The organism is Actinomadura craniellae (genome assembly GCF_003289645.1).
Lineage (GTDB): Bacteria > Actinomycetota > Actinomycetes > Streptosporangiales > Streptosporangiaceae > Actinomadura_D > Actinomadura_D craniellae.
This window is the reverse complement of the sequence record NZ_QLYX01000017.1, coordinates 142967-169164: the sequence shown is the minus strand read 5'-3', so window position 1 is coordinate 169164 and position 26198 is coordinate 142967. Positions and strand designations below refer to the sequence as shown.

Sequence of the window (26198 nt, the reverse complement as noted above, 5' to 3'; positions counted from 1 at the left end):
GCGTGGCCCAGGTCGAGGTCTTCGGCATCCGCCACCACGGGCCGGGGTCGGCGCGGGCGGTGCGGCGGGCGCTGGCGGAGTTCAAGCCCGACGCGGTGCTGATCGAGGGCCCGCCGGAGGCCGACGCGATCGTCGCGCTGGCCGCCGACCCGGCGATGGTCCCGCCGGTGGCCCTGCTGGCGTACGGCCCGCCCGCCGAGGGCGAGGGCCGGCCGCCGGCGGCGTTCTGGCCGTTCGCCGCGTTCTCCCCGGAGTGGCAGGCGATCCGGCACGCGGCCGACACCGGCGTTCCCGTCCGGTTCTGCGACCTGCCCGCCGCGCACCAACTCGCCACGCCCGAGGAAGGCGAGGGGAACGAAGAGGCCGAGGAAGCCGGGGAGGCCGGGGAGCCCGCGGAACCCGAAGCGCCCGCGGAGCCGGCGGAGAGCGCAGGGCCGGCAGAGGAGGTCGCCGAGCAGGTCCGGTTCGACCCGCTGGGCTGGCTGGCGGAGGCCGCCGGGTACGACGACGCCGAGCGGTGGTGGGACGACGTCGTCGAGCACCGCGGCGAGGGGCCGTCGCCGTTCCCGGCGATCGCGGAGGCGATGACCGCGCTGCGCGAGCACGCACCCGAGCAGCCGCCGCACGTCCGGCTGCGCGAGGAGCGCCGCGAGGCGCACATGCGCCGGACGCTGCGCCGCACCCTGCGGGAGGGCTTCGAACGGGTGGCGGTGGTCTGCGGGGCCTGGCACGTGCCCGCCCTGCTGGCGCGCGTCCCGGCGAACCGCGACGACCAGACGCTGCGCGGCCTGCCGAAGATCAAGGTCTCCACGACCTGGGTGCCGTGGACGCACGGCCGGTTGGCCCAGCGGTCCGGGTACGGGGCGGGGGTGCGGGCCCCGGGCTGGTACCACCACCTGTTCGCGGCGCCCGGCCGTCCCATCGAGCGGTGGCTGACCGACGCCGCCCGGCTGCTCCGGGAGGAGGACCTGCACGTCTCGTCGGCGCACGTGATCGAGGCGGTCCGGCTGGCCGACGCCCTGGCCGCGCTGCGCGGCCGCCCGCTGGCCGGGCTCGACGAGGTGACCGAGGCCGCCCGGGCGGTGCTGTGCGAGGGCGCCGACCCGCCGCTGGAGCTGATCCACGAGCGGATGGTCGTCGGCGAGCGGCTGGGCGAGGTGCCCGACGGCACGCCCATGGTGCCGCTCCAGCGCGACCTGCAGGCCGAGCAGCGCCGGCTCCGGCTCAAGCCGGCGGCGCTGGAGCGCGAGCAGGAACTCGACCTGCGCAAGCCGATCGACCTTGACCGCAGCAGGCTGCTGCACCGGTTGCGGCTGCTCGGCGTCCCCTGGGGGGTGCCCGGCCCGCGGAACGGGTCCGGCAAGGGCACCTTCCGCGAAACCTGGACGCTGTGCTGGCGGCCCGAGTTCGACGTGGACCTGATCGAGGCGGGGGCGTGGGGCACCACCGTGCGGGACGCCGCGACCGCGCGGGCCGCCGCCCGGGCGGCGGGCGCGACGACGCTGGCCGACCTCACCTCGGTCGCCGAAGACTGCCTGCTGGCCGATCTCGGCGACGCGCTGCCCGCGGTGATGCGGGCGCTGGCCGACCGGGCCGCGACCGACGCCGACGTGGCCCATCTGATGGACGCGCTGCCCGCGCTGGTGCGGGCGCTGCGGTACGGCGACGTGCGCAGCACCGGGGTCGGCCCGCTGGGCACGGTGGTCGACGGGCTGGTGGTGCGGATCTGCGTCGGGCTGCCGCCCGCGCTGGCCGGGCTCGACGACGACGCCGCCCGGGCGGCGCTGGAGCGGATCGACACCGTGCACGCCGCCGTGTCGCTGCTGGGCCGCGACGACCACCTCGACCGGTGGCTCGGCACGCTGGCCGGGCCGGCCGGCAGCGACCGGGCGCACGGGCTGGTGGCGGGGCGGCTCACCCGGCTACTGCTGGACGCCGGGCGGGTGACCGACGTCGAGGACCGGATGGCGCGGGCGGTGTCGGTCGGCGAGCCGCCCGCCCGGGCCGCCGCCTGGGTGGAGGGGTTCCTGAGCGGCGGCGGCCTGGTGCTGGTGCACGACGACGCCCTGCTCCGGCTGGTCGACGGGTGGCTGGCGGGGTTGCCGTCCAACGCGTTCACCGATGTGCTGCCGCTGCTGCGCCGGACGTTCGGCGCCTACCCGGCTCCGCTGCGCCGGGCCGTCGGCGAGCGGGCCCGCGGCCTGGGCCGCGGCGCGTCCCGCCCGGACCGCCCGGACGGTGACGCGGACGGCGACCCGATCGACGTCCCGGTCGACGCGGACCGGGCGCTCGCGGCGGTCCGCACCGTGGCCACCGTGCTCGGCTTCGCCTTCCCCGCCGCGGACCAGGGCCGCACCGGAACCGACCACGACATGAGGGGCGCCGATGAATGACGACGAGCGGCTGAAGCGGTGGCGGCTGGTGCTGGGCGGCGAGGCCGCCGAGTGCACCGGCGTGACGTTGCAGGGCGACGAGGCGCGGATGGACGCCGCACTGGAGTCGCTGTACGGCGGCGGGGGCGGTACGGCCCGGGGCCGGGGCGGCGGCTCGCGCGGCGGAGGGCTCGGCGCGTCCGCCCCGTCGGTGGCCCGCTGGCTCGGGGACATCCGCACGTTCTTCCCGTCGACCGTCGTCCAGGTGATGCAGAAGGACGCGATCGAGCGCCTCGACCTGACCCGGCTGCTGCTCGAACCCGAGATGCTGGAGGCGGTGGAACCCGACGTCAACCTGGTCGGCACGCTGCTGTCGCTGAACCAGGTGATGCCCGAGCGGACCAGGGAGACGGCCCGCGCGGTGGTGCGCACGGTGGTCCGGCGGCTGGAGGAGCGGCTGGCCCGGCACACCCGGTCGGCGATCACCGGGGCGCTCGACCGCTCGGCGCGTGTCCAGCGGCCGCGCCGGCTCGCGGACGTCGACTGGGACCGCACCGTCCGCGCCAACCTGGCCCACTACCTGCCCGAGCACCGGACGGTGGTGCCGCAGCGGCTGGTCGGGTACGGGCGGCGGCGGCAGGCGGTCCAGCGCGACGTGGTGCTATGCGTCGACCAGAGCGGCTCGATGGCGTCCTCGCTGGTGTACTCGGGGGTGTTCGGGGCGGTGCTGGCGTCGCTGCGCTCGCTGCGCACCTCGCTGGTGGTGTTCGACACCGCGGTGGTGGACCTCACCGCGCAGCTGCACGATCCGGTCGAGGTGCTCTTCGGCGCCCGGCTCGGCGGCGGCACCGACATCAACCGGGCGCTGACGTACTGCCAGGGCCTGATCGACCGGCCGGCCGACACCATCCTGGTGCTGATCAGCGATCTGTACGACGGTGGTTCCTCCCGGGAGACGCTGCGCCGGGTGGCGGACATGACGGCCGCCGGGGTCCAGGTGATCGCGCTGCTGGCGCTGTCGGACGAGGGCACCCCGGGCTACGACCGGGAGAACGCGGCGGCGCTGGCCGCGATGGGCGTCCCGGCGTTCGCCTGCACCCCCGACGCCTTCCCCGACCTGATGGCCGCGGCCGTCGAGCGCCGCGATCTCACCGGGTTCGCCGACCCCGACTCCCGCTGAAGCCCGCCCTGGCGCTCCCGCGCCGGGTACCCGGGCGGGCGGGTGTGGCAGGGTGTCCCCCGTGGAAGGCAGTACACCCCCCGATATGCGGAGCAAACGGGAACTCGACGCCGCCATCCGTGCCGAGGGCCGCGCCGTCCTCATCGTCAACACCCGGTCCCGCCGGGGCCGTCGCCAGTTCGACCGGAGCCGCCGGCTGCTCGCCGAGGCCGGGCTGTCCTTCCTGGAGACCTTCCCGGTCTCCGAGCCCGGCCGGCTGACCGAGACCTTCAGCGCCGCGCTGGCGCTGCGGCCCGACCTGGTGGTCGTCGGCGGCGGCGACGGCACCATCGCGGAGGCGGTCGGGCACCTCGCCGGGCTGGACGTCGCCCTGGGCCTGCTCCCGCTCGGCACCACCAACAACTTCGCCCGCGGCCTGCACCTGCCCGTCGGCCTGGCCGGGGCCGTGGCGGTGCTGCGGGACGGCAAGGTCGCCGACGTCGACGTCGGGTACATCGGCGACGAGGTGTTCGCCAACATGGTGAGCATCGGCCTGTCGGTCCAGGTCGCCGAGCGGGTGTCGCCCCGGCTCAAGCGGCTGGCCGGCCGCTCGGCGTACGCCCTGACCGCGCTGCGGCTGCTGCCCCGGCACCGCCCGTTCCGGGCCGTCCTGCGGATCGACGGCGAGTCCCACGAGCTGACCACCCACCAGCTGAACATCGCCAACGGCAGCCACCAGAGCGGCCGTCCCTTCGCCGCCGACGCCAGCCTGGACGACCGGTTGCTGGCGGTCTACCGGCTGGGCGACGCCGGCCTGCCGCAACTGGCCGCGGCGACCGTGCGGCACATGCTGGCGGGGCACCGCCGCAGCCTGGCCGACGACATGTTCCTCACCACCGACGACCGGGTACACGTGGAAACCGACCCGCCGCTCGGTGTGGAGGCCGACGGCGAGTTGCGCGGGCGCACCCCGGTGACGATCGTCATGCGGGCCAACGCGCTGCGGGTCCTCGTCCCGCAGAGCTTCGAGGACCGCTGACCCGGGAGGGCGGAGGCATGGGAAAGGACCGGGAGAGGGAACGGCTGCCGCGCAAGGTGTACGAGGCGGAGCTGCTCCGGCTGCAGGCCGAACTGGTCAAGCTCCAGGACTGGGTGCGGGCCGAGGGAGCGCGGGTCGTCGTCCTGTTCGAGGGCCGCGACGCCGCCGGCAAGGGCGGGGCGATCAAACGGATCACCGAGGTGCTGAGCGCGCGGACCGTGCAGGTCGTGGCGCTGCCCGTGCCGACCGAGCGGCAGCGCACCGAGTGGTACTTCCAGCGTTACGTCGAGCAGCTGCCCGCCGCCGGCGAGATGATGCTCTTCGACCGGAGCTGGTACAACCGGGCCGGGGTGGAGCGGGTGATGGGCTTCTGCACCGAGGAGGAGTGCCGGCTCTTCCTGCGCCAGGCCCCCGTCTTCGAGCGGCTGCTCATCGACGACGGCATCATCCTGCGCAAGTACTGGCTGTCGGTCAGCGACGCCGAGCAGGAGAGGCGCTTCGAGTCCCGGTTGCACGACCCGATGCGGCGCTGGAAGCTGTCGCCGATGGACCTGCGGTCGATCACCCACTGGGAGGACTACTCCCGGGCCAAGGACGAGATGTTCGCGCAGACCGACACCCCCGAGTCGCCCTGGTACGTGGTGGAGAGCGACGACAAGCGCCGGGCCCGGATCAACCTGATCGCCCACCTGCTGTCGAGCCTGCCCTACCACGAGGTGGAGCATCCGGCGCTGGAGCTGCCGGCCCGCCCGCCGTCCCGGGGGTACCGGCGCCCGCCGCGGGAGTCGCAGACCTACGTCCCCGACCACGCCGCCACCCTCACCGGTTCCTGACCGCGCCTGGGTCTTCCCCTTGGCCGCCCGTGGAAACGAACGGACGGTACGTGCCGTCGACGAGGGGACCCGGGCACGATGAGCACCACCACGGCCACCGGCCGCGCGCCGCAGCACTCCGGCCCGCCGCCGGGCGGCCCGCCACCGCCGCGACCGGCCGGCCGGCGGGCCGCACCGCTGATCTTCGGGTTGCTGCTGCTGCAGGTCGGGTTCGTCGTCTCCGCGGTGGGCGCGTTCCACTCGGCGGCGCCGCACCGGCTGCCGATCACGGTGGCCGCACCGGTGCAGACGGCGGCGCGGATGGTCGACGCCTTCGACGCCCTGCCGGGCGACTTCGTCCGGACGACCGTCGCACCCGACTCCGCCACGGCCCGCACCCGGGTGCTGCGCCGCGAGGCCGCCGCCGCGTACATCGCCGCCACCGCCCCGGGGCAGGCCGACACCCTGCTGGTGGCCTCGGCGGCCGGGCCCGCCACCGCCCAGGCGGCCACGCAGGTGGCGCGGGAGGCCGGGCGCCGGGGCGGGCGGACCGTCACGGTGACCGACGTCCAGGCTCCCTCGCTCGGGGACCGGTGGGGCCTGGCCCCGTCCCTGCTGGCGATCAGCTGGGTCGCGGGCGGCTGCCTGGCCGCCGTCGTGCTGCTGGCCGCCGGCGGCGCCCGCCCGGACGACCCGCAGCGCACGGTGACCTGGCTGGCGATCCTCGCCGGGTACGCCGCCGTCTCGGGGCTGGCCGGAGCCGCCGTCGTGGACCCGGTGTTCGGCGCGTTGCCGGGTCACTTCGCCGCGCTCTGCGCGATCGGCGCGCTGACCGTGTTCGCGGCGGGAATCACCACCCTGGCGTTGCGGGCCCTGTTCGGCGTGCCGGGGCTCGGCCTGGCCGCGCTGCTCCTGGTGGTGCTGGGCGTCCCCGGTACGGGCGGTCTCCCGCCGACCGCCCTGCTGCCGCAGTTCTGGCGGACCGTCGGTCCGGCGCTGCCGACCGGGGCGGCCGACGCCGCGGTGCGCAACACGGTCTACTTCGGCGGCCACGCCACCCTCGGTCCGCGCTGGGTGCTCGGCACCTGGGCGGTGGCGGGCACGGTGCTCGCGATGTCGGTCTCGCTGTCCGCGCGCCGCGGCGCGCAGAGTCCCGGCCGCCACCGGGCGCAGCCCCGGCCGGACCGGTAGCCGCCGGATCACCCGCCGCCGGGTACCGCCGCCGCCCGGTCCCGCCCGGGGTCGGCGGCCGGAGCGGCGGGGGCACGGGGCCGGAGCAGCAGGGCCGCCGCTCCGGCCAGCAGGCCCCAGAAGGCCGCGCCCACCCCCAGGACGGTGACGCCGGACGCCGTCACCGCGAAGGTGATCACCGCGGCCTCGCGCCGGCCGGGTTCGGCGACGGCGGCCGTCAGCGCGCCGGCCAGCGCGCCGAGCAGGGCCAGCCCGGCGACCGCCTCGACGAGCACGGGCGGCGAGAGTAGGACGAGCGCGGTGGCCGGCCCGGCCGCCAGCCCCAGGGCGATCATCGCCGTGCCCGCGGTGACCGAGGCGATCCAGCGGCGCTCCGGATCGGGGTGGGCGTCGGGTCCGGCGGCGAGCGCGGCGCTGATCGCGGCCAGGTTCACCGCGTGCCCGCCGAGGGGCGCGGCGGCGGTGGTGGCCAGGCCGGTGCCGATCAGGAGGGGACGCAGCGGCGGGCGGTACCCGTACCCGGCCAGCACGGCCATCCCCGGGATGTTCTGCGACGCCATGGTCACCAGGAACAGCGGCAGGGCCAGGCCGATCGCGGCCTGCAGGCTCCAGCCGGGCACGGTCGGCTCGATCACCGGGCGCAGGGCCGCGCCGGCCGGTCCGCCCGGTGGCGCGGTCGCCACGATCGCCGCCACCGCGACCGCGAGCGCCGCCGGCACCGCCCACGGCCGGGCGAACCGGGTGAGCACCGCCCAGGTCAGCACGACCGGGACGGCGAGCGCCGGCGCCTCGGCCAGCGCCCGGACCGGTGCCAGGCACAGGTCGAGCAGCACACCGGCGAGCATGGCGGCGGCCAGCGGCCCGGGGATGGCGGCGATCCACCGCCCCAGCGGGGCGAACAGGCCCGCGACGGTGATCAGCAGGCCGCAGCCGACGAAGGCGCCGACCGCGGTGCCGAACCCGCCCGGCACCCCGCCGGTGGCCACCAGCAGCGCCGCGCCCGGGGTGGACCAGGCGATGCTGATCGGCATCCGGTAGCGCAGGCCGGCCCAGATGGCGGTGAGCCCCACCGCCGCGCAGAGCGCGAGCAGCCCGGACGTCGCCTGCTCCGGATCGGCGCCCACCGCCCGCAGCCCCGCCAGCACGATGGCGAAGGAGCTGGCGAATCCCACCACCGCCGTGACCACTCCGGCCAGCACCGGCTGCGCCCACCGTCCCATCCCGCCCCCAGCCTTCGTTCCGTAAACGGAACGAAGGTAGCGTCCCACGGCCCCGCGCGCCAGAGCGCCCGGGATGCAGCAGGATGGCGGAATGGACTCCAGCCCCGCCCGGCGACCGGCCCTGGACACCGATCCGCGCGATGTCGGGCGTCGGGTGCGCGCGCTGCGCGAGGCGCGCGGGCTGTCGCTGTCGGAACTCGCCCGGCGGGCCGGCGTCGGCAAGGCCACCCTGTCCGGGCTGGAGAACGGCACCCGCAACCCCACCCTGGAGACGCTCTGGGCAGTGACGGCCCAGCTGGGCGTGCCGATGACCGCCATCCTCGTCGAGGCCGGTCCGGGCGCCCCGGAGCCGGCCGCCGTCCCGGTGATGCACGGCACCGCCGTGGCGGCCACACTGCTGGAGGTCTTCGACGACGGGGACGTCACCTACGAGCTGTACCGGCTGGACCTCCCCGCCGGCACCGAGCAGGTCTCGCCCGCCCACCACGCCGGGGTCACCGAGCACCTCACCGTCTTCGCCGGGACGCTCCGCGCCGGGCCGCTGGACGCCCCACTGACCGGCGGCCCGGGCGACCACCTCAGCTGGCGGTCCGACGTTCCCCACGGCTACGCCGCCCCAGGCCCCGACGACGTCCGGGCCACCCTCCTCATCCGCTACCCCCGGCCCTGAACGGGCGCCCGCCGCCGGACGGGCCGGCGGCGGGCGGAAGGTTCAGGTCACGGGCAGGAGTCGACCAGTTCGTAATGGTCGGTCCCCGTCCGCAGCAGGCTGCGCTGGGTCGAACTGGACCGCGGGCCCATGTAGTCGCCGGACCCGTCGGCGTACGTCGACAGCAGCCGGTTGGTGGCCCGCCCGGCAGAGACGTGCGCGGCGTTGGTGGCGGTGAAGCACTCCTGGGCGGGCGGTTCGGTCGGTCCGCCGCCGGAGCCGAGGCCGAAGAACTTCGCGGCGTGGTACGGCCCGCAGATCAGGTCGTAGCCCGCCGACGTGGTACCGCACTGCTCCTCGGCACCACCGGGATCGACCGGGTAGGTGTGCCCCATGTCCTGCACCAGCCAGGTCTCCACCTGGCCGGCGCCGTACACGCTCTTGACCACTCCCGGCCTGGGATTGGTGGTGGAGACCGGGCCGGCGCTGATCCCGAACACGTTGGTCCACTGGTCGCGCTGCCGCTCCAGCGACACCGGGTTGATCAGCGGGTCGTCGCCGCCGTGCCAGATCTGCACCTTGGGCCGGGGTCCGGCGTAGCCGGGATGGGCCGAGCGCACCCGGTCGCCCCACTGCTGGGCGGTGACGCTGGACACCGAGCCCGAGCACGGCCCGAAGGTGCCGGTACGGAAGTAGTCGTCCTCGGTGTCGGCGCACTTGTAGGGCATGCCGAAGAACACCGTGCCCGCCGCGAACCGGTCGGGATAGGCCGCGAGCATCACGTTGGTCCCGGCACCGCCACCCGAATAGCCGGTGACGAAGACCCGCGACATGTTCGATCCGTAGTTGGCCGCCATGTAGTCGACCATCTGGATGACCGACCGGGCCTCGCCATTACCGGAACGGGTGCGATCGGCCTCGTTCCAGACGCTGAAGCACTTGTGCGGGACGATTCCGCCGGAGCCGACGTTCTCCTGTTTCTGCTCGGGCATCACCAGAGCGAACTTGTACAGGTCGGCGTATTTGCGCCAGCCGGTCTGGGTGTCGAGCCCGGCGGCCGAACCGCCACAGCCGTGGAACAGCACCACCACCGGCGCGCCGGACGGCAGGCCGGTCGGGATGTAGGTGAACATCCGGATGTTGCCGGGGTTGCTGCCGAAGCCGGTGACCTCGCTGAAGCCCACGGCGGCGCCAGCCCGCGGCACGCCGGCGAGCCAGGCCGCCAGCGCGACCACGGCCGCCAGCGCGACGGCCGCGACGCTGGAAAGGGATCGGGATTTCATGTGCTTCCTCCTCGACACCGCAATAACGCGGAATTGAATCGAGGATCACACCGGAATAACGGCCGAGCATCAGTAAAACCACCGACCGGCCGGCTTCCATTGAGCGGAAGTACCTCTTCCGCTCAATGGAAGAATTGTATCGGCGCACTTACGGAAATCCGCCGGGCCGGGGGCGCGAGGCCGTCAGCGAAGCTGTGCGGTGATGGACGGGTCGGTGATGGACGCGTCGTCGGCCAGCAGGAACGCCTTGCTGAGGATGAGCGAGAGCCGCTCGTCCTCGAACGGCAGGAAGACCCCCGACGAGGAGCCGCGGCCCGCCTGGACGATGCACAGGTAGGCGTCGTTGGGCTCCATCAGGATGTTGCCGCTGCCCAGGTGGATCTTGTAGGTGCGCAGCGAGCCCCGGACCCGCAGGAAACGCTCGGTCAGCTCCGCCCGCCCGGCGAGCTTCGTCCGGGGCAGCAGCCGGGCCAGCGCCTCCCGCCGCGTCCGGGCCGGCTCCGACAGCTCGCCGAACCCCGCCGCGTGCCAGTACTCCAGGTGGCGGCCCTCCCCGCGGTCCCGCCACTCGGGGTCGGCGGCGATGGAGGCCACCCCCACGGCCAGGTCGGCGTCGCGCAGCGCCTCCGACAGCACCAGCGGCGGCACCTCCGCCAGCGGCGCGTCGACCCAGCCGGTGCCGTCGTGCCGGTCGAACCGGATCTGGTCGCTGGAGCAGTGCTCGGCGGTGCGGTGGTACTCCACGACGAGGTCGAGGTGGAACCAGGCCCGCCAGCGGGCGCCGTCCGGCGCGACGATCTCCTTGCGGGCCGGGCCGTCCCCGCCGCCGTCCCAGTGCCCCAGTTGCGGCCCCGTCCAGCCCCGGCCGTGCAGCAGCGCCTTGGCCTGCCCGTACCGCAGGATGTGGCCGGCGAACCGGTTGGAGTAGGTCGCGGTCTCCCGCTCCGCCGGGGTGAGCGGGTACACCTCCCGGAACGCCTGCTTGACCGGCTGCCGCAGCTCCAGCTCGTACAGCCGTTCCCGCCAGGCGCGCACCTGCCCGGCCGTGGCCCGGATCGGGTGCCACAGCCGCACGGTCGCCGCCGGCCCGACCGGTACCGTCTCCCCCGCCGCATCCGTCAGGTCGCCCGCCGGGGCGGGCAGGCCGGCGGTCCAGGTCGCGCCGTCGGTGGAGCACTCCCAGATCAGCGCGCGGGCGAACACCCCGACGACCGGGTGGTCCAGGTAGTACCGGCGCCAGTCCGGCGCTGCCCAGGACCGGCCCCCGGCAAGCGCGGCCTCCAGCCGGAACCGCTCGGCGGGCAGCGCCCTCTTCAGTTCCTTGACGGCGCCCCGCAGCTCGGCCAGCAGCTCGGGATGACCTTCCTTCACCGCCGCGGGAACGGTCTTGCGCGGCCGGCCGCCGGACTCCGCGAAGGCCAGCGCGGCCCCGCCGCCGGCGTCGATGGAGAGCACCGCGGTGAACTCCCCTGCCCGCTCCTCGCGCCGGCCGCCGGGGCCGAGCCCGAAGTCGGGCACCGCGCGCTCGACCAGCTGTTCGGGGGTGAGCCCGGCGCGGCGGCCCACCGCGTCCAGCGCCCGGCCGACGGCGTTGAGGATCGTCTTCTTCTTCACCCGGGCCCGCAGCCGGGCCAGCCGGGCCACCGCCGCCTCCTCCGGGCGGCGGGCGAGCATCGCCACCGCCGCATTGGCGATGATCTCGCTGCGGACGTTGGCGCCCTGCACCGGCGTCGCCGCCGCCTCGGCGACCTCGCCCAGCAGCGGGACGACCCAGCCGGCGTCCAGCCGCTCCAGGGTCCAGACGGCTCCCCGCACGGTCGTCTCGGTCTCTTCGGCCAGGTAGACGACTTCGGTCCAGTCCACCTGCCGCAGTCCCCCGCCGAACCTCCGGTGGACGGCGCGCACCAGGGCCGGCTGCTCGCGGTGCTCCGCCAGCGCGGTCAGCAGGGCGCGGAGCGTCCGCGGCGCGGTCGGCGCGGCGGCCAGCAGCTCGCCGGCCGTGCGGCTCCAGCCGGCCGTCGGGCGGGAGGCCGTCGCGGTGCCCCAGTGCGCCAGCAGTTCCGGCAGTCCGGGCGCCTGCAGTTCGGTGGCGAGGGTCTCCCGCAGCCGGGCGACGAAGCCGTCGTGCCCGGTCAGCAGCAGGTGGATCCCCCCGCCGCCGGCGGCGATCAGCCGGTCGATCCGGCGGCGCCGCCGCTCGGCCGTCCTCGGCTGCCACTCCAGCTCGGCGATCTCGCGGGCCCGGACCAGCAGGTCCACCAGCGGCGGCAGTTCGTCCGCCGGCAGCCGCTCGGTGGCGCCCAGCGGCAGCTTCAGCAGCTCCAGGGCCCGGTCCGGGTACGGCCCGTCCAGCACGTCGAGCGCCAGCCGCCACAGCACCGCCACCTCACCGGCCCGCCGGCCGATCCGCCGGTCGGCCAGCGCGCTGGTCAGCCGGGACAGCAGGGCGGAGTTCGCCCGCCCGTCCTGGACCCAGGCGTGCGACCGCAGCTGGACCCAGACCGCGACGGCCGGCAGCTCGGCGTCCCCGGCGGCCGCGATCAGCGCGTCGACGGCCTGCCCGGCCGCCGGGTCCGCGGCGTACGCCTTCTCCAGCCGGTCGAGCAGGTCGCGGACGGCGGGGTCGAGCCCGGCCGTCCACCGCTCCTCCAGCGGGGTGATGCGCGGGTCGGGGACGTAACTCATGGTCGGTTCTCTCCTCGAACGGGCGGTCAGCCGCCGACCAGGGGGACGAGCTTGATGAAGACGAGTTCGGGGTCACCGGTCAGGTCGACGAGCTCGTCCAGCTCCTCGATCTGGCGGTCGCCGGCGAGCATGAAGAAGCCGTTGCGCAGGAAGGCCCGCTCGGCGATGTCGGCCTGCCGCTCCCAGTCGAGCCGCCGCAGCCACCCCGGCTGCGGCTCCTCCGGCTGGACCAGGCCGGCGAAACGCCCGTACGGTGCGGCGTTGTGCCGAGCGACCTCCTCGCGGACCCGCAGCCGGATCAGCTCGCGCGCGGTCAGGGCGTCGGGCAGGCCGGCCAGCGCGAGCCCGTCGCGCCGCTCGCCGGAGACGGTCTCGTCCAGGAAGGTCACGGTGGCCATCAGCGGGTGCTCCTCCGGATCTGGTGCAGGATGGACGGGTCGGTGATCTCGGCGTCGTCGGCGAGCAGGAAGGCCTTGCTGAGGATCAGCGCCAGCCGGGTGTCCTCGAAGGGCAGGAACACCCGCTCCCCCGGTTCCGCGCGGGCCGGGACGATGCACAGGTAGGCGTCGTCGGGCTCCATCAGGATGTTGCCGCTGCCCAGGTGGATCTTGTAGGTGCGCAGCGTCCCGGTGACCCGCAGGAAGCGGCCGGCGAGCTCGGCCCGCCCGGCCAGCCGGGTCCGGGGCAGCAGCCGGGCCAGCGCCTCGGCCCTGATCTCGGCGGTGGCGTCGAGCTCGCCGAACCCCGCCCGCCGCCGGTAGTCGAAGTACGGGTCGTCGCCCCGGTCCTGCCAGTCGGGGTCGGCCGCGATCGAGGTGACGCCCACGAACAGGTCGACGTCGCGCATCGCCTCGCTGAACACGACCGGCGGCACCTCGGCCAGCGGCACCTCCCGCCAGAGCCGGCCGGGCGGGCGGTGGTCGAACCGCACCTGGTCGGTGCTGGCCAGCTCGCCGGCGTCGGTGTACTCGACGTAGTCGTGCCGGAAGCGGGCCCGCCAGCGCCGGCGGCCCAGCTCGCGGACGGCCTCGCCGCCGTCGCCGCCGTCCCAGGGGCCGAGCAGGCCCGACTGCCAGCGCCGTTCCTTGAACAGCGCGTACATCCGGCGGTAGTGCACGATGTGCCCGGCGAACCGGTTGGAGTACCGGGCGGTCACCAGCTCGGCCGGGGTGAGCAGGTAGATCTCGCGGAAGGCCTGCTTGAACGGCTGGCGCAGGCCGCGCTCGACGAGCAGGTCCCGCCAGGCCCGGATCTCCTCGGGCTCCGACCGGATGGGGTGCCACAGCCGGACCGTCGCGTCGTCGTCCACCGCCGGCAGGGCCGTGCCGGCCGGGTCGTGCAGCGCCCGGCCGCCGTCGGCGGGCAGCCCGGCCCGCCACTGCCCGGGCTCCGTCTCGACCTCCCAGATCAGCTGCTCGATCAGCGGGCGGCCGAGCGGGTGGCCGGCCAGCTCGTCCCGCCACCGGCCGTAGGAGTGGACGATCTCCTCGGCGAAGCCGGCCTCCAGCGCCCGCAACAGGGTGGTGTGGTGGGCGCGCACCTGCTTGACCAGCGCGCGGACCTGTTTGAGCTCGTCGGGGTGGTCGCGGCGGACGGCGGTGGGCACGCCGCGCAGCCGCTTGCCGCCGGGGCCCTGCCAGCTCAGCCCGTTCTCGTCGACGCGCGCCCGGTGGGCGCCCAGGGTGCGGGTCAGCGTCCCGTCCGGGGCGAACCCCAGGTCCGGCAGCCGGAAGGCCGTCTCGGGCCGGAGCGCCAGCGCGGCGTCGATGCGCTTGATGTTGCGGTCGAGCATCTTGGGGACGCCGCGGTGCCGGATGACGCCGCGGACCTCGCGCAGCGCGGTCACGGCCTCGACGGTGGGGAAGTCCTGGACGGCGCGGGCCAGCTCGAACAGTAGCGCCTGGGAGGGCAGCGTCCGGGCTGGTGTGGGGGCGACCGCGATGGCGGGCAGCAGCCGGCCGAGTAGTTCCGGAAGCCAGGGGTCGTCGCGTACCAGCGCCGTCCGGGCCGCCCGGCCGAGCACCGGGACCTCCTTGGCGGAGAAGGCGTTTTCCGGCTGGTAGGGGATCTCGCCGGACTGGATCGCCGCGGCCCGGTCGGCCGCGGCCGCCAGCGCGAGGCGGGCGAAGTCCGCGTAGTCGCTCGCCGCCACCGCCTCCCAGCCGGCCGGGTCGAGTCCCGGCCCGTCCTCGTCGATCGCGGCCAGCAGGGACCGGATCTCGCCGTCCAGCCGGCGGCGGAACGCGCGTTCCCGGGCCGCCAGGGAGCGTGCCGGGTCGTCGCCGTCCGGTACGAGCCGCCGGGCCGCGTCGAGAATGAGGGTTCCGAGCGAGTCCTTCGACATGCCGGAGATACTTCCAGCCCTCTCCGACATTTTTGGATCATTCCGAACCATTCCCCCGACGGCGGTCAGCGTTTACTGTCACAGAAAGGACAGAACGGGATTCGGACTCTCCTATGGACGCTCCGCACAGTGTCGCGATCATCGGCAGCGGTTTCGGTGGCATCGGGATGGCGATCCGGCTCAGGCGAGCCGGCATCCACGACCTGGTCATCCTGGAGAAGGCCGCCGACCTGGGCGGCACCTGGCGCGACAACACCTACCCCGGCGCCGCCTGCGACGTGCCCTCCCACCTGTACTCCTTCTCGTTCGAGCCGGGCGCCGGCTGGAGCCGCCGGTTCTCCCCGCAGCCCGAGATCCTCGACTACCTGCGCGGGTGCGCGCGCCGGCACGGCCTGCTCCCGCACCTGCGGTTCGGCACCGAGGTGACCGAGGCCCGCTTCGACGAGGACGCCGGGCTGTGGCGGATCTCCACCAGCCGCGGCGAGTTCGCCGCGCGGGTGCTCGTCTCGGCGTGCGGCCAGCTCAACCGGCCCGCCCTGCCGGACATCGCGGGCCGCGACTCGTTCACCGGGACGAGCTTCCACTCCGCCCGCTGGGACCACTCCTTCGACCCCGCCGGGCGGCGGGTGGCCGTGATCGGCACCGGGGCCAGCGCCATCCAGTTCGTCCCGGAACTGGCCCGGACCGCGGCCCGGCTGCACGTGTTCCAGCGGTCGGCGCCGTATGTCATCGCCAAGTCCGACCGGGTGTACCGGCCGGGGACGCGAGCGCTGTTCGCGGCCGTGCCGGGGCTGCGCGAGCTCGGCCGGGCGGCCGTCTACACGTCGCTGGAGTCCCGGGCGCCGGCGTTCGTGCGCCACCCCGGGTTGATGAAGGTGATAGCGCGCCGGTTCCACGACCATCTGGCGGACCAGGTCACCGACCCCGCGCTGCGCGCGGCGCTGATCCCCGACTACCCGATGGGCTGCAAGCGCATCCTGATCTCCGACGACTACTACCCGGCGCTGGCCCGGCCCGGGGTGGAGCTGGTCACCGACCCGATCGAGCGGATCACCCCCACCGGGGTGGTCACCGCGGACGGCACGCCGCGCGAGGTGGACACGATCGTCTACGGCACCGGGTTCCGGGCGGCCGAGTTCCTCGCCCCCATGAAGATCGTCGGACGGGACGGGCGGGAGCTGAGCGAGTCCTGGCGCGACGGCGCGCGGGCCCATCTCGGCATCGCCGTCAGCGGCTTCCCGAACCTCTTCCTGCTGTACGGCCCGTACACCAACCTCGGGCACAACTCGATCATCTACATGCTGGAGTCGCAGTTCCGGTACGTGCTGCGGTGCGTCCAGGCGATCGAGCGGCACCGGTTCGCCTGGATCGACGTCCGGCCCGACGTCCAGGCGGCGTTCGAGGCGGAGATGCGGCGGCGGATGCGCGACACGATCTGGGCCCGGGGCTGCACCAGCTGGTACATGAACGCCGCCGGCGAGGTCACCAACAACTGGCCCGGGTCCACCCTCGGCTACCGCCGCGCCACCCGCCGGCCCGACCCCCGGCACTTCGAGGTCCGCCGCCTACCCTAGGTTCTGGAGGCTCTGCACCAGGTAGAGGGCGCCGACCGCCACGGCGAGGCCGCCGAGCAGCAGCCGGAGCCCGGTCTCGGGCAGCCGGGGCTGCCACCGGGCGCCCAGGTAGCCGCCGACCAGCCCGCCCAGCCCGCACAGCAGGCCGAGGGTCCACAGCGGCGCGATCTCCCCGGCGTCCGCGGGGGAGAGTGCCGCCAGCACCGCGTACGCCCCTGCCCCCGCGATCGAGGTGACGAAGGTGGCGGCGAGCGCGGCCGGCGCGACCCGGGCGACCGGCAGCCCCCGCCCCACCAGGATCGGGCCGATGATCGACCCGCCGCCGATGCCGTAGATCCCCCCGGCGGTGCCCACCGCGAACGCGAGCCCGACGAGGGCGCCCCGGGACGGTTCCCGCTCCCCCGGCCGCGGGGTCCGGGCCGGGCGCAGCGTCCGGACGCACAGCCAGAGGCCGAGGGGCAGCAGCAGCCCCGCCACGATGAACCGGAAGACCTGCGGCCCGGGCAGCAGGTGGACGCGGACGACGGCCCCGGTGACCACGCCGGGCAGCGTGCCGAGCACGAGCAGCCGGGCCAGCGGCCCGGCCAGCCGCCCGTCCCGCCGGTAGCGCAGCAGCGCCCCGGGCCCCGCCACCACGTTGTACAGCAGGTTCGTCGGCGTCACCGCGGGGCTGGGCACCGCCAGGACGCTGAGCTGGACCGGCAGCAGGAAGACCGCTCCCGAGACCCCCACCGGCGCGGTCACCACCGCGATCATCAGCCCCGCCGCGAACCCCACCGCCCATTCCACCTACCTATCCCACCAGAAAACCAGAGATTATGGTGGGGCATAAGGCGGTAAAACGGTCTCGCTCACCTACTCGTGCGATCTACCGCACAGTAGTGTCAGGTACATGCCGACCGCCTTCATCACCGGTGCGACCGCGGGCATCGGTGCCGCCTTCGCCCGCCGCCTCGCCTCTGACGGGTTCGACCTCGTCCTGCTCGCCCGCGACGGGAAACGGCTGGCCGGCATCGCCGACGAGCTGGGCACCACCTACCGGATCGGGGTCGAGGTCCTGCCCGCCGACCTGAGCACCGACGAGGGGATCTCCGCCGCCGAGCAGCGGGTCGCCCAGGGCGTCGACCTGCTGGTCAACAACGCGGGCTTCGGCCACCAGGGCGTCTTCCTCGACGTCCCGGTCGAGGACGAGATCACCATGCTCCGGGTGCACTGCGAGGCCGTGCTGCGGCTGACCTCCGCCGCACTGCCGGGCATGATCGAGCGTGGCCGGGGCGGCGTGATCAACGTGGCCTCGGTCGCGGCCTTCCTGGCCCGCGGCACCTACAGCGCCTCGAAGATCTGGGTGGTCGGTTTCAGCCAGAGCGTCATGCAGGATCTCGCCCGGCGGCCGGAGGCGCGGAACGTGTACGTGATGGCGGTGTGCCCCGGCTGGGTGCGCACCGAGTTCCACGAGCGGGCGCACATGGACGTGTCGAACATCCCCGACCGGCTCTGGCTGAGCCCCGACCGGGTCGTCGACGAGGCGCTGCGCGACCTGCGCCGGGGTGTCCAGGTGAGCGTGCCGGGCCTGCCCTACAAGGCCGTGGCGGCGCTGACCAGGCTGGTCCCGCGGTCCCTGTCCGGCCGCCTGTCGTCACGGGTCGGCCGCAGCTACACCTGACACCGGGCGTCGCTTCGCCGGCAGGCAGTAAAATCCACCCGTGTCCCAGCCCAAGTTCGAAGTCCAGATGCTGCACGATCGCGTGATGGTGCGGATCGAGCAGGAGTCCGGCGAGCGCCGCAGCACCGGCGGCATCGTCATACCGGCGACCGTGCGCGAATCCAACCGGCTGGCGTGGGGCGAGGTCTGCGGCGTCGGCCACCACGTGCGCACCGTCAAGGTCGGCGACCGGGTGCTGTTCCACCCCGACGACCAGTACGAGGTGGAGATCCAGGGCCATGACTACCTGATCATGCGCGAGCGCGACCTGCACGCCATCGCCAGCGAGCGGCCCGAGCACGGCACCGGCCTCTACCTCTGAGACCGCGGGCACCGCAACTCAAGAATGTTCCAGTTTGTTTCCGCCGTGTTATCAAACGGCAATTACCTCGTACGTTCCACCTCTTGTGACTCCGGCCCCAGGTGAGCAGAATCTTCCCACCGGGGTGGAAGATGTTCCTCATCGCGTCGGGGGCGGCGCGCTCCGGCCCGCCTGACCCCACAACGCAGGAGGACTTCCGTGGTACGACGCGGTCGCCGCACCGGAGCCGGCGCCGTGCTGGCGGCCCTGGCCCTGGTCCTCACCGGGTGCGGGAACGCCGGCAACGCGGCGGCCGCCCCGGGGGTCAGTGACGAACCCTGCCCCAGGTCGGCGCACAAGGACCGCGGCTGCATCTACCTGGGCGTCCTCACCGACCGGAGCGCGGGCCCGTTCCGGGAGCTGGCGCTCAAGGCCGTCGAGTCGCAGCGGGCCTTCTGGAAGCGGGTCAACGAGCAGGGCGGCATCGGCGGCCGCGACATCGACGTCACCACCTACGTGCGGGACAACAAGTACGACCCGGCCGTGCAGCGGCGGGTGTACCAGGAGATCCAGGGCAAGGTCCTCGCGATCGCCCAGACCCTGGGCACCCCCACCACCAACGCGATCCTGCCCTACCTGCGCGCCGACCGGATGCTGGCCGTGCCCGCGTCGTTCACCTCGGCCTGGAACTTCGAGGACTTCATCGTCTACTCCGGCGCCAACTACTGCTTCGACGCCATGAACTCCGTCGACTACGCCGTCGACCAGTACAAGATCAAGTCCGTGCTGGTGGTGCACTACGCCGGGGACTACGGTGCCGACGCCGCCGCCGGGATCAAGATCGCTGCCGCGGGCCGCAAGCTGCAGTTCGCCCGGCTGGAGACCCCGGCCGGCCCCGAGCGGCAGAAGGCCGCCGTCGACGCCGTCCTGCGGATCAAACCCGACCTGGTCTACCTCGGCACCGGGCCCGCCGAGGTGGGGGCGATCGTCGGGCAGACCACCGCCCGCGGCTACCGGGGCCGCTTCATCGGCAGCGGCCCCTCCTGGGACAAGGCCCTGCTCGCCACCTCCGCGGGGCCCGCGCTCAAGGCCCGCTACGAGCAGTCCACCACCTTCAAGCCCTTCCACACCGACAGCCCCGGCCACCAGGCCCTGCGGCAGGCCCTCGGCCCGGTCGAGCCCAGCGACTCCTACATCGCCGGCTGGGCCCTGTCCTACCCGCTCAAGGCCGCGTTGCAGCGCGCCGCCGCCGACGGGAACCTCACCCGGGACGGCCTGTTCCGCGCCGTCAAGCAGCTCACCTCGGTCGACTACGAGGGCGTCCTCCCCTCGGGGGCCGGCAACTTCAGCGGCGACCCGGACACCGCCGCGCTGCGCAAGTCGACCATCGCCGCCGTGGACGCCGCCGCCCTGACCGGCGTCGTGGTGCGCCGGGAGCCCTTCACCGGACCCACCGCCGAGGCGTACCGCTTCACCGCGCCCTGCTACCGCTCCCTGTGACCCGCGCCCCGCTCAGGGGGCGGCGACCGTCACCGTGGAGCCGGTGCGGGTCTTGGCGACGCGCAGGTGGGCCGGGATGCGGGCGCGCAGCTCGGCCACGTGGCTGACGACGCCGACGGCGCGGCCCCCGTCGCGGAGGCCGTCGAGGACGTCCATCACCTCGTCCAGGGCGTCCTCGTCGAGGGTGCCGAAACCCTCGTCCACGAACAGCGTGCCGATCTCGGCGCCGCCCGCCTCGGCGGTGACGACGTCGGCCAGCCCGAGCGCCAGCGCCAGCGAGCTGATGAACGACTCGCCGCCCGACAGCGTGGCCGGATCGCGCTCCCGCCCGGTCCAGCCGTCGACCACGATCAGCCCGAGCCCGCCGGTGCCGTGCCGCCGGCCCTTCTCGGTGGCGGTGCGGTCGACGGTGTGCCGGAGCACGTACCGGCCGCTCGACATGCGGCCCAGCCGCTCGTTGGCGGCGGCCACCACCTGCTCCAGCCGGGCAGCCAGCACGTAGGCCGACAGGCGCATCCGCTCCCGGTTCACCGCCGGGTCGCCCCCGGCGACGGCGGCCAGCCCGGCGGCGACGGCGTGCCGGTGGGCGGCCGGGCGCCAGGCCGCGATCCGCCGGTCCAGCACGCCGCGCAGCTCGGCCAGCCGGTCGACGCGCCGGCGGGCCCGGTCCACCGCCGACCGGGCGGTGGTGTGGGCCGCCTCCGCCGCGCCGGCCCGGGCCGCGTAAACGCCCGGTTCGGGGTCGGGCCCGGCCGCGGCGGCGGCCAGCTCCGGGTCGTCGAGGACGGCGCGGACCGCCGCCTCCTCGGTGTCCAGGGCGCGGATCCGGTCGCGGAGCGCGGCCCGCTCGGCCTCGGGTGGCGCCGCGGCGGCGGCCTCCGCGGCGGTACCGAAGCCCGCCTCGGCCGCCGCCTCCTCCGCCGTGGCGCGGGCCGCGGCGAGCTCCCCGGCGGCGGTCTCGGCGTCCCGCTGCGCCGCGGCGGCCTCGGCGAGGTCGTCCGCGGCGCGTTCCAGCCGCCGGATCCGCGCCTCCAGGGAGGGGTCCTCGCCCCGGGCCTCGGCGAGCCCGGCGCGCAGCCGGTCGGTCTCCGCCGCCAGCTCGTCGCTCCTGGTCACGGCGGCGGTCAGCGCCCCGGCCACCGTGTCGTGGCGGTCGCGGGCCGCGGTGAGCTCCGCCTCGGCGCGGGCCAGCTCCGCCGCCCACCGCTCGGCCCCCGCCGCCGCCTCGGCCAGTTCCTCCCGTGCGGTCTCGGCCGCCGCGTGCGCGGCGGCCAGCGCCTCGACCGGGGTCTCGCCCGCGTTCTCCAGCAGGCCGTCGAGTTCCGCGCGGTGCCCCTGCACCCGACTCGCGGCCTGCTCCCGGCTGGCCTGGGCCTGCTCGTAGGCCGCGGTGGCGCGCCGCTCGTCGGCGGCGGTGACCGCCGGACCGGACGGGGCCGCGGGCGCCGGGTGGTCGGTGCCGCCGCAGACCCGGCACGGTTCGCCGGCGACCAGCCCCCGGGCCAGTTCGGCGGCCATCCCGTCCAGCCGGGCCCGGCGCAACTCCTGCTGCCGGTCGCGTGCCTCCTGGGCGGCGTCGACGGCCGCGCGGTGCTCGTCCTCGGCCGCGGCGAGCAGCCCGGTCACCCGGTCGCGGCGCACGGCCGCGTCCAGCCGCCGGGCCGCGTCCGCGACGGCTCCCTCGGCGCCACCGAGCCCGGCGGCGCCGAGCCGGGCCGACTCCAGGCCGGTGCGCAGCTCCGCCACCCGCCCGGGCAGCGTCTCCAGCGCGGCCGACAGCTCCGCCCGCTCGGCGGCGAGCCCGTCGCGTTCGGCCGCGAGGGCGGCGAGTTCGGCGGTCGCCGCGCGCAGCCGGACCTCCTCGGCCCGGCGGCCCGCCAGCGCGGCCGCCTCGTCCCGGCGCAGCCGCTCGGCCTTGGCGAGAACGTCCTCGGGGGCCTGGGCGGGGACCAGCCCGGCGACCGCGGCGCGCCGTCCGGCGGCGCGGCGGGCGGCCCGGTCGGCGCGGCCGGCCCGGTCGGCGGCGGCGCGGACCAGCGGGACGACCCGGTCGGCGCGGGCCGCGGTCTCCAGCCGCCCGGCCAGCTCGGACCGCTCGGCGGCGTGCCCGGCGAGCGCGTCCCGGCGGCGCAGCGCGTCGGCGTACCGGCGGCGCATGTCGGCGAGTGCCTTCGCCCGGTCGGCGGCGGTCCGGGCCGCGGCCAGCGCGGCCTCCGCGCCGGCGAGCACGGCGGCGGTCTCGTCGTGGACGGCGGCGAGCTGGCCGGCCAGCTCGGTGGCCCAGGGGCCGAGCACCTCGATGTCGGCGGGCTCGTCCGCGGGCTCGGCGAGCCGGGGCCGGGACGCCTTCGCCGGCTCCGGCCGCCGGGCACCGGTCAGCTCGGCGATCCGGTCGGCGGTGGACTCGGCCTCGGCGCGCAGTTCCTCGGCGGCCCGGCCGGTCTGCCGGCGCCGCTCGGCCAGCCACCGCTCCACCTGGGCGAAGACCTCGGTGGCGAACAGCCGCTCCAGGACCTCGCGGCGCTTGTCGGCGCCGGACCGCAGGAAGGCCGCGAACTCCCCCTGCGGCAGCATCGCGACCTGCCAGAACTGGTGGACCGTCATGCCGAGCAGGTGCTCGATCAGGTGCGCGGCCTCGTCGATGCGGGTGGTCCGCCCGGTCCAGCCGCCGTGCTCGTACTCCTGCACGACGACCCGGGCGTTCTCCCTGGTGGTGCCCGACCCGCGCTTCTTGGGCCGCTCCCACTCCGGTGACCGGGTGATCCGCAGGCGGCGGCCGCGGACGGTGGTCTCCAGCACCACCTCGGGGCCCAGCCCGGGCGGGGCGTGGTCGCTGTGCAGCCCGCGGGCCGCGCCCCGGGGGCCGGGCACCTGGCCGTACAGCGCGAAGCAGACGGCGTCGAGCACGCTGGTCTTGCCCGCCCCCGTCTGGCCGTGGACGAGGAACAGCCCGGCGCCCGCGAGCGCGTCGAAGTCGACGACCTGCGTGCCGGCGAACGGCCCGAACGCGGTGATCTCCAGCCGGTGCAGCCTCACGTGGCGGCCTCCCGGTGCCGGCACGACTCGAACGCCTCGTGCAGCAGGTCGCTTTCCTCGGCGGCGGGCGGGGCGCCGGTGACCGCGGTGACGAAGTCGGCCGCCAGTTGCGGGCCGGACCGCTCGTGGATCCGTTCGGCCCAGGTCCGCCCGGCCTCCGGGGCGGCGTCCTCGGGCTCGAACGCCAGCACCAGGGCGTGCGGGAACCGGCCGCGCAGCCGCTCCATCGCGGCGGCGGGCCGCTGCCGGTCGGTGAGGGTCAGGTGCAGCCAGTGGTCCTCGTGCGCCGTGTGCGCCGGGTCGGTCAGCAGGTCCTCCAGCCGCCCGCGCAGCCGGCCGAGCCGCCGCGGCACCGGCGCGTCGACGAACTCGGCGGTGAGCCCGCCGGGCTGCAGGTCGACCAGCCAGGAGCCCTTGCGGTGCCGGGCCTCGGAGAAGGAGTAGGCCAGCGGCGAACCGGAGTAGCGCACCCGGTCGGTCATCGCCTGCCGGCCGTGCAGGTGCCCGAGCGCCACGTAGCCGATGCCCTCGAACACGCCCGCGGGGACGTGCGCGGCGCCGCCCACGGAGATGTCGCGCTCGCTGTCGCTGGGTTCACCGCCGGTCACGAACGCGTGCGCCAGCACCACCGAGGGGGTGCCGGGGCGGTGCTCCAGGTCGGCGCGGACCCGGCGCATGGCCTCGCCGAGCGCGGCGGCGTGGCCGCGTTCGGGCAGCTCCCAGGGGGCACGGACCAGCTCGGGTTCCAGGTAGGGGATGCCGTACACCGCGACGCCGTCGATCATGATCGGCTCGCCCACGCCGGCCGGGTCGGTGCGCAGGTGCACCCCCGCCGCGTCCATCAGGCCGGCGCCGAAGCCCAGCCGCCGGGCCGAGTCGTGGTTGCCGGCGATGAGCACCACCCGGACCTGCTCGGCGGCCAGTCGCTCCAGCGCCTCGTTGCACAGCCGGACCGCGTCCACCGGCGGCAGCGCCCGGTCGTAGACGTCGCCGGACACCAGCACGCAGTCGACGTTCTCGGCGCGCACCGTCTCCACCAGGTGGTCGATGTAGGCGGCCTGGGCGCCCAGCAGGTCCTCGCGGTGGAAGGAGCGCCCGAGGTGCCAGTCGGAGGTGTGCAGCAGTCGCATGACGCGGGCATCGTCGCATCCCGCCCGGCTCAACCGTCACAGAAACGCCGACAAACCACAGAACCGGGGCCGGTACGGTGCGTCTACCTGCCCGTTTGGAGGAATGCATGTTCAGGACGCCCGACCCCCGGCTCGAAGAGGTCGCCGACCGGATCTACGCCTACGTCCAGCCGCCCGGCGGCTGGTGCGTGAGCAACTCCGGGGTGCTGGTGGGTCCCGACGGGGTCACGCTCGTCGACACCACGGCGACCCTGCCGCGGGCCCGGGCGCTGCACGGCGCGCTGGCCGGGCTGACCCCGCTGCCGACCCGGCTGGTGGTCAACACCCACTTCCACGGCGACCACACCTTCGGCAACCAGGTGTTCGCCGAGGACGCCGTCATCGTGGGCCACGAGGAGTGCCGCGAGGTGATGATCGAGGGCGGCACGGTCATGACCTACCTCTGGCCGGACGTGGAGTGGGGGGAGATCGAGATCTCCCCGCCCTCGCTGACCTTCGCCGACCATCTGACGGTGCACTCGGGCGACCTGCGGGTCGAGCTGATCCACCCCGGGGTCGCGCACACCACCGGCGACGTCGTGGTCTGGGTGCCCGACCACGGGGTGCTGTTCGCCGGGGACATCGTGTTCAACGGCGGCACGCCCTTCGTGCTGGCCGGCTCGGTGTCGGGCACGCTGGCGGCGCTGGACCGGCTGCGCGCCCTGGGCGCCACGACGATCGTGCCGGGCCACGGCGACGTGGGCGGCCCCGAACTCTACGACGCGACCGAGGCGTACCTGCGCTGGCTGCAGGGGGTGGCCCGGGAGGGCATGGCGGCCGGCCTGACCCCGCTGGAGGCGGCCCGCGAGACCGACCTGGGCGAGTGGGCCGGGCTGCTGGAGCCCGAGCGGATCGTCGGCAACCTGTTCCGGGCGTACTCCGAGGAGCGGGACGAGCCGCCGGGCGTTCCCATCGACCACCTGGTCGCGTTCGGCGACATGATCGCCTACAACGGCGGTCAGGTGCCGGCCTGCCTGGCGTGATCCGCCGACGCCTTAGGGTGTCGGGGTGAGCGAACGTCCGTACGTGCTGCTGAGCTGCGCGATGTCAGTGGACGGCTATATCGACGACGCGTCGCCGGAGCGGCTGCGGCTGTCGAGCCCGGCCGACTTCGACCGGGTCGACGGGGTGCGCGCCGGCTGCGACGCCATCCTGGTGGGGGCGGGCACCGTGCGGGCCGACGACCCGCGGCTGCTGGTGCGCTCCCCCGTCCGGCGGGAGCGGCGGGCCGCCCGCGGGCTGCCGCCCGACCTGGTCAAGGTGACCCTCACCGCCCGGGGCGACCTCGACCCGCAGGCCCGGTTCTTCACCACCGGGTCGGCGCCGAAGCTGGTGTACGCCGCGAGCGACGCGGTGCCGGGGCTGGCGGCCCGGCTGGACGGCGTGGCCGAGGTGATCGACGCGGGCGACCCGGTGGAACTGCCGGTGCTGCTCGCCGACCTGGCCCGGCGCGGGATCCGCCGGCTGATGGTCGAGGGCGGCACGGGCGTGCACACCCGTTTCCTCACCGAGGGGCTGGCCGACGAGCTGCACCTGGTGATCGTGCCGTTCTTCGTCGGCGACCCGCTGGCGCCCCGGTTCGTGCACTCGGGTGTCTTCCCGCAGGACTCCCGGCACCCGATGCGGCTGGCCGAGGTCACCCGGATCGGCGACCTCACCCTGCTGCGCTACCTGCTGCGGGCGTCCGACCGTGGCTGACCCGGGTCCCGCCGGCGACGCCGACCTGCGCTGGCTGGGGCTGGCCTGCGACCTGGCGCGGCGCTGCCCGCCCTCGGCGACGGCGTTCTCGGTCGGGGCGGTGGTGGTGGGCCCGGACGGCCGCGAGCTGGCGCGGGGGTTCTCCCGGCAGGACGATCCGGTGGCGCACGCGGAGGAGGCGGCGCTGGCCGGGCTCGCCGCGGTGCCGGCGGGCTCGACGATCTACAGCTCGCTGGAGCCGTGCGGGCGGCGGGCGTCCCGGCCCCGGCCGTGCGCCCGGCTGATCCTGGACGCGGGGATCGGCCGGGTGGTGTTCGCCTGGCGGGAACCGTCCCTGTTCGTCGAGGGCGCGGGGGCCGAGCTGCTGCGGGCGGCCGGGGTGGACGTGGTGGAGATCCCGGAGCTGGCCGGGCCCGCCCGCGCGCCGAACCGGCACCTGCTGGACGGGTGAGACTCCAGTCTCA

At 75.3% G+C, this 26198-nt stretch carries 21 protein-coding genes; 13 read left to right on the top strand and 8 right to left on the bottom strand.

Features of this window, described 5'->3' with window-relative positions; translation table 11 throughout:
- Positions 1-2 precede the first annotated feature (2 nt).
- From DPM19_RS29425 to DPM19_RS29405, 5 genes are all read left to right on the top strand, one after another.
- Positions 3-2393 (top strand): DUF5682 family protein, encoded by a 2391-nt coding sequence (locus DPM19_RS29425; RefSeq protein ID WP_233510906.1) that lies wholly within the window; start codon positions 3-5, stop codon positions 2391-2393.
- Complete coding sequence (locus DPM19_RS29420) at positions 2386-3552, top strand: VWA domain-containing protein (RefSeq protein WP_111871306.1); 1167 nt, start codon at positions 2386-2388, stop codon at positions 3550-3552. The genes DPM19_RS29425 and DPM19_RS29420 overlap by 8 nt, the downstream gene beginning before the upstream one ends.
- 85 nt (positions 3553-3637) lie before the next feature.
- Entirely contained in the window at positions 3638-4570 is a 933-nt protein-coding gene (locus DPM19_RS29415; RefSeq protein ID WP_111871305.1) for a diacylglycerol/lipid kinase family protein, read from the top strand.
- A 17-nt stretch (positions 4571-4587) separates the two neighbouring features.
- Positions 4588-5403, top strand: a complete 816-nt coding sequence (gene ppk2, locus DPM19_RS29410) for a polyphosphate kinase 2 (RefSeq protein ID WP_111871304.1) — start codon at positions 4588-4590, stop codon at positions 5401-5403.
- A 78-nt stretch (positions 5404-5481) separates the two neighbouring features.
- Complete coding sequence (locus DPM19_RS29405; RefSeq protein ID WP_111871303.1) at positions 5482-6573, top strand: DUF3533 domain-containing protein; 1092 nt, start codon at positions 5482-5484, stop codon at positions 6571-6573.
- An 8-nt stretch (positions 6574-6581) separates the two neighbouring features.
- Here the strand turns inward: DPM19_RS29405 and DPM19_RS29400 are convergent, their stop codons facing one another.
- Positions 6582-7793 (bottom strand): benzoate/H(+) symporter BenE family transporter, encoded by a 1212-nt coding sequence (locus DPM19_RS29400; RefSeq protein ID WP_111871302.1) that lies wholly within the window; start codon positions 7791-7793, stop codon positions 6582-6584.
- A gap of 91 nt (positions 7794-7884) precedes the next feature.
- Here DPM19_RS29400 and DPM19_RS29395 point away from each other — a divergent pair, with 91 nt between their 5' ends.
- Positions 7885-8463, top strand: a complete 579-nt coding sequence (locus DPM19_RS29395; RefSeq protein WP_111871301.1) for a helix-turn-helix domain-containing protein — start codon at positions 7885-7887, stop codon at positions 8461-8463.
- 47 nt (positions 8464-8510) lie between these two features.
- Here the strand turns inward: DPM19_RS29395 and DPM19_RS29390 are convergent, their stop codons facing one another.
- The 4 genes from DPM19_RS29390 to DPM19_RS29375 form a co-directional block, all read right to left on the bottom strand.
- Positions 8511-9725, bottom strand: coding sequence for an extracellular catalytic domain type 1 short-chain-length polyhydroxyalkanoate depolymerase (locus DPM19_RS29390; protein ID WP_111871300.1), 1215 nt, complete (start codon positions 9723-9725; stop codon positions 8511-8513).
- A gap of 183 nt (positions 9726-9908) precedes the next feature.
- Complete coding sequence (locus DPM19_RS29385; protein ID WP_111871299.1) at positions 9909-12410, bottom strand: DUF4132 domain-containing protein; 2502 nt, start codon at positions 12408-12410, stop codon at positions 9909-9911.
- Between the two features lie 26 nt (positions 12411-12436).
- Positions 12437-12808, bottom strand: coding sequence for a hypothetical protein (locus DPM19_RS29380; protein WP_111871298.1), 372 nt, complete (start codon positions 12806-12808; stop codon positions 12437-12439).
- Entirely contained in the window at positions 12808-14754 is a 1947-nt protein-coding gene (locus DPM19_RS29375) for a DUF4132 domain-containing protein (RefSeq protein WP_158566933.1), read from the bottom strand. The genes DPM19_RS29380 and DPM19_RS29375 overlap by 1 nt, the downstream gene beginning before the upstream one ends.
- A 113-nt stretch (positions 14755-14867) precedes the next feature.
- Here DPM19_RS29375 and DPM19_RS29370 point away from each other — a divergent pair, with 113 nt between their 5' ends.
- Positions 14868-16328 carry a flavin-containing monooxygenase gene (locus DPM19_RS29370; protein ID WP_111871296.1) on the top strand — a complete coding sequence of 487 codons (1461 nt, stop codon included), beginning with the start codon at positions 14868-14870 and terminating at the stop codon, positions 16326-16328.
- Here DPM19_RS29370 and DPM19_RS29365 read toward each other — a convergent pair.
- Positions 16320-17117 carry a sulfite exporter TauE/SafE family protein gene (locus DPM19_RS29365; RefSeq protein WP_233510904.1) on the bottom strand — a complete coding sequence of 266 codons (798 nt, stop codon included), beginning with the start codon at positions 17115-17117 and terminating at the stop codon, positions 16320-16322. The genes DPM19_RS29370 and DPM19_RS29365 overlap by 9 nt on opposite strands.
- A gap of 103 nt (positions 17118-17220) precedes the next feature.
- On the opposite strand from DPM19_RS29365, the gene DPM19_RS29360 reads away from it, so the two are divergent.
- The 3 genes from DPM19_RS29360 (at position 17221) to DPM19_RS29350 (ending at position 19831) form a co-directional block, all read left to right on the top strand.
- On the top strand, positions 17221-17991 hold the full coding sequence (locus DPM19_RS29360) for an SDR family NAD(P)-dependent oxidoreductase (protein ID WP_111871295.1): 771 nt from the start codon (positions 17221-17223) through the stop codon (positions 17989-17991).
- Positions 17992-18031: 40 nt separating this feature from the next.
- Positions 18032-18352: a GroES family chaperonin gene (locus DPM19_RS29355; protein ID WP_111871294.1), complete on the top strand. Its 321-nt coding sequence runs from the start codon at positions 18032-18034 to the stop codon at positions 18350-18352.
- A 198-nt stretch (positions 18353-18550) separates the two neighbouring features.
- Entirely contained in the window at positions 18551-19831 is a 1281-nt protein-coding gene (locus tag DPM19_RS29350; RefSeq protein WP_111871293.1) for an ABC transporter substrate-binding protein, read from the top strand.
- A gap of 12 nt (positions 19832-19843) precedes the next feature.
- Here DPM19_RS29350 and DPM19_RS29345 read toward each other — a convergent pair whose 3' ends face one another.
- Positions 19844-22867 (bottom strand): AAA family ATPase, encoded by a 3024-nt coding sequence (locus tag DPM19_RS29345; protein ID WP_111871349.1) that lies wholly within the window; start codon positions 22865-22867, stop codon positions 19844-19846.
- The gene (locus tag DPM19_RS29340; protein WP_111871292.1) at positions 22864-23997 is read right to left on the bottom strand and encodes an exonuclease SbcCD subunit D; all 1134 of its coding nucleotides are present in this window, start codon (positions 23995-23997) and stop codon (positions 22864-22866) included. Before DPM19_RS29340 ends, DPM19_RS29345 begins: the two co-directional genes overlap by 4 nt.
- A gap of 107 nt (positions 23998-24104) precedes the next feature.
- On the opposite strand from DPM19_RS29340, the gene DPM19_RS29335 reads away from it, so the two are divergent.
- Genes DPM19_RS29335 through DPM19_RS35915 form a run of 3 tightly spaced genes read left to right on the top strand, consistent with a single transcriptional unit; the run spans position 24105 to position 26185 of the window.
- On the top strand, positions 24105-25019 hold the full coding sequence (locus DPM19_RS29335; protein ID WP_111871291.1) for an MBL fold metallo-hydrolase: 915 nt from the start codon (positions 24105-24107) through the stop codon (positions 25017-25019).
- Between the two features lie 25 nt (positions 25020-25044).
- Positions 25045-25734 carry a RibD family protein gene (locus DPM19_RS35920; protein WP_199485350.1) on the top strand — a complete coding sequence of 230 codons (690 nt, stop codon included), beginning with the start codon at positions 25045-25047 and terminating at the stop codon, positions 25732-25734.
- Positions 25727-26185: a cytidine/deoxycytidylate deaminase family protein gene (locus DPM19_RS35915; RefSeq protein ID WP_199485349.1), complete on the top strand. Its 459-nt coding sequence runs from the start codon at positions 25727-25729 to the stop codon at positions 26183-26185. The genes DPM19_RS35920 and DPM19_RS35915 overlap by 8 nt, the downstream gene beginning before the upstream one ends.
- Positions 26186-26198 lie beyond the last annotated feature (13 nt).